We start from the raw sequence: 3,385 nt of genomic DNA on the forward strand, positions 1-3,385 counted from the left end.
GATTGCATAGTGAAAACGGAGAGTGGAGACGGTTTTACGAAGTAGTCAAGCAAATAACCGAGGATTTGCGTCACTAATACGTAAGATAAATTTACATAGCCTGTCGGGAAAAGTAACCCGGCGGGCTATAAGATTTTATCCCTCCTCATCAAAAAAGTAGAATTGTATCCCTAACTTATTGTTTTTTGGACCTCCTAGCGATAGGCTTCGGCGTCCTATAATGAGTGTGCGAGGCAAACAGGCAACACCATAAACGAGGAGGTCTTTCAAATGAAAAGAAAATTTACGAGTATCGCTGTTGCATTGGTATCCGTGATGTTGGTCGCATCCGCTTGCGGCGGCAACAACAACGGCGGCAACAACAAGCCGGCTAACGAAGGCACGGACGCAACGAACGCACCGATAGAGACGAAAGCGCCGGAAGAGGAAGCGAAAGACGTAACATTGTCCCTTCGTCACACACAAATTAAAGAAACAAGCAAAACACGCTTGAAAATCCTAGAAGATGTCGTTGCAAAAACACAAGATGAGAACAAAGGCTTGACGTTCAAGCTTGAAGGCATCGACGAGATCGTTAACCGCGATCAGAAGCTGAAAGCCGAGATGGCTGCAGGCAATCCTCCAGACATCTTCGAAGTATTCGGCGGCGCTGACCTTAACCTGTATGTGAAAGCAAACCGCATGCTTGACCTGACACCGATCATCGAAGAGCTTGGCATTAAAGACAAGTTCGCGAGCTTGGATGAGTTCACGATCGACGGCAAAGTATAYGGCCTTCCTTTCGGCGGCTATAGCGAAGCTATCTTCTACAATAAGAAAATTTTCTCCGAGCTAGGTCTGGAAATCCCTACGACTTGGGCGCAATTGCTTGAAATTTCCGACAAAATCAAAGCTGCAGGTTACACGCCATTTGGTCTTGCTGCCAAAGACGGCTGGGTTAACGGCATGATGTGGAACACGATTATGGAACGTAACGTAGGCATCGACGCTTTCAGCAAAGTCGTATCCGGCGAAGCGAAATGGACAGACGAAAACTTCGTTAAAGGTCTTGCTTCCTACGCTGAGCTTGTGAACAAAGACTACTTCACGAAAGGCGCTCTCGGACTTGCATACGCAGATCAAGGCGCGCAATTGCTTTCCGGCAAAGCCGCAATGGTGTTCACGGGAACATGGGACGCGAACCGTTTCTCCGGCGACGAAGCTGGCGAACTGAAAGGTCAAATCGGCTACTTCGCATTCCCGTCCATCGAAGGCGGCGCAGGCGATCAAACGTCGATCAACGCATCGTACTCGAACGGCTTCGGCTTCTCGGCTAACCTGAACGAAGATCAAATCGCAGCGGTTAAGAAATTCATCGCTAACTTCTATACGGAAGAAGTACAAAAACGTACGCTAGTGGAAGACAAATTGCTTCCTTCCATGAAGCTGAGCGACCTGTCCGGTGTAGATCCGCTTACAACTGAAATCTTGACGGTAATGGCTAACGCTTCGAGCTCGTGGAAAGCATACGACGCTATCGTTCAACCGGCAGTAGGCGCTGATATCAACGTTGGCATCCAAGAGCTGATCGGTAAAGTAAGCACGCCTGAAAAAGTAGCTGAGAAAATTCAAGCTTCCCAAGTGAAAGCGAATGCAGCTCAGTAATTGACAATAGCGACACATGACAATCGATCCTGATGGGCGAGAGGGTGTCCTTCCTTGCAGGAGGACACCCTCTTTCACCCTTGGACGCGGTATCGCTTACAAGTGAATCGTATTCGCAAAACTGTTAAGGAGAGGGAAGCTATGAACAAAGCGCTCAAAAACCCGATCACCTATATCGCGTTCATTATTCCAACGCTCGTCTTGTACGCCATATTTTTCTGTTATCCGGTTATCGTTTCTTTCATTTACGGTTTCTTCAGGTGGGATGGTATTACCGAGAAAGTATTTATAGGTTTCGAAAACTTCGTAAGGCTCTGGGACGATGAAGTATTTAGAAAAGCGTTACTGAACAACTTCTACTTCATGGTATTTTCCTTAATCGTGAATATTCCGCTCGTCTTCCTGATCTCGATCATCATCAGCAAAGTTAGACGGATGCGTGACTTCTACAAATCGGCCGTGTTCGTGCCGGTTGTTATATCGACAGCTACCGTAGCGATTCTGTTCGGCGTTCTATACAATTACGATTCCGGTCTGATCAATCAGTTCATTCGCCTCGTTGCTCCGGAAAGCTGGGCGCGCGAATGGTTGTCCGATCCGAAGCTCGCGCTGCTCTCCATCTTGATTGCCAATGCTTGGCAGAACGTCGGTTTCTTCATCGTATTATGCCTTGCTGCGATCTTGAACATTCCGAAGGAAATCGTTGAAGCATCGAAGATCGACGGCGTTAACGGCTGGCAAGAAACGTGGAGCATTACGCTTCCGCTCGTGAAGCCGGTGCTGTTCGTTATGCTGCTGCTCTCGGTATCCGGAACAATGAAGGTGCTGGACATTGTCCAAATTATGACGAACGGCGGACCGTTCCAATCGACCGAGGTTATGGCGACATACATGCTTAAGGTAGGCTTCCGCTCGATGGAGCTTGGTTACGGCAGCGCGATCGGCGTTGCGATGTTCATCATTATTTTGGTTCTGACTGGCATTCTGCAACGGTTAACGAAGAGCGAGGAGGTGCAGTACTAATGACAGCACGAATGAAAAACTCACAATGGTGGATGCACAGCTTCCTGTTCGTCTATGTCGTCGCATTGCTCTTCCCGTTATTATGGCTGTTCATGTCTTCCTTCAAAACGAATCGTCAAATTACGGAAAATACATGGTCTTTCCCGACTTCGTTCAACTTCGACAACTATGTAGCCGCATGGGGTACGGCCAATATCGGCAAGTACGCGCTGAATAGCGTGTACGTAACCGTCGCCGCATGTCTGCTGACGCTGCTGTTCGCTGCGATGACTTCATTCGCCATTTCCCGAATGAAATACGAGAAGATGAATAAAATCGTGTATCAATTCATCCTGCTCGGTCTGCTCGTTCCGGCTGGCGCCTTGTTCATCCCGCTGTACCGCTTGATTCAAGGGATTGAGCTGTTCGGACATAAGCTTTATGATACGCATTTGTCGCTAATTTTGGTATACTCCACATATGCGTTGCCGATTACCGTCTTCATTATTTACGCCTTCATGCTTTCGATTCCAAGCGAGCTCGAGGAGGCAGGCATTATGGACGGATTAGGCGCATCGGGGCTGTTTTTCCGAATTATTGTTCCGATTTCTGTACCGGCGCTCGTTACGGTGTTTATATTGAACTTCATCGGCAACTGGAACGAGTATATTTTATCCCAATTGTTCATAACTTCCGAATCGCTCCGAACGCTGCCGACAGGCATGGCGACCTTTAACGA

3 protein-coding genes are annotated in these 3,385 nt (G+C 48.0%); all 3 read left to right on the forward strand.

The annotated features are described in order from the left end of the window. The first annotated feature begins 270 nt into the window (after positions 1 to 270). Positions 271 to 1,644 carry an extracellular solute-binding protein gene (locus tag AB4Z33_RS30575; RefSeq protein WP_442053510.1) on the forward strand — a complete coding sequence of 458 codons (1,374 nt, stop codon included), beginning with the start codon at positions 271 to 273 and terminating at the stop codon, positions 1,642 to 1,644. A 141-nt stretch (positions 1,645 to 1,785) separates the two neighbouring features. Beyond that, complete coding sequence (locus AB4Z33_RS30580; protein WP_442053511.1) at positions 1,786 to 2,667, forward strand: carbohydrate ABC transporter permease; 882 nt, start codon at positions 1,786 to 1,788, stop codon at positions 2,665 to 2,667. Continuing rightward, the coding region (locus AB4Z33_RS30585) for a carbohydrate ABC transporter permease (RefSeq protein WP_442053512.1) at positions 2,667 to 3,385 on the forward strand (719 nt) is incomplete at its 3' end. The genes AB4Z33_RS30580 and AB4Z33_RS30585, both read left to right, overlap by 1 nt.

Source organism: Paenibacillus sp. 2TAB19, assembly GCF_052115185.1.
In the GTDB taxonomy this organism is placed as follows: domain Bacteria; phylum Bacillota; class Bacilli; order Paenibacillales; family Paenibacillaceae; genus Pristimantibacillus.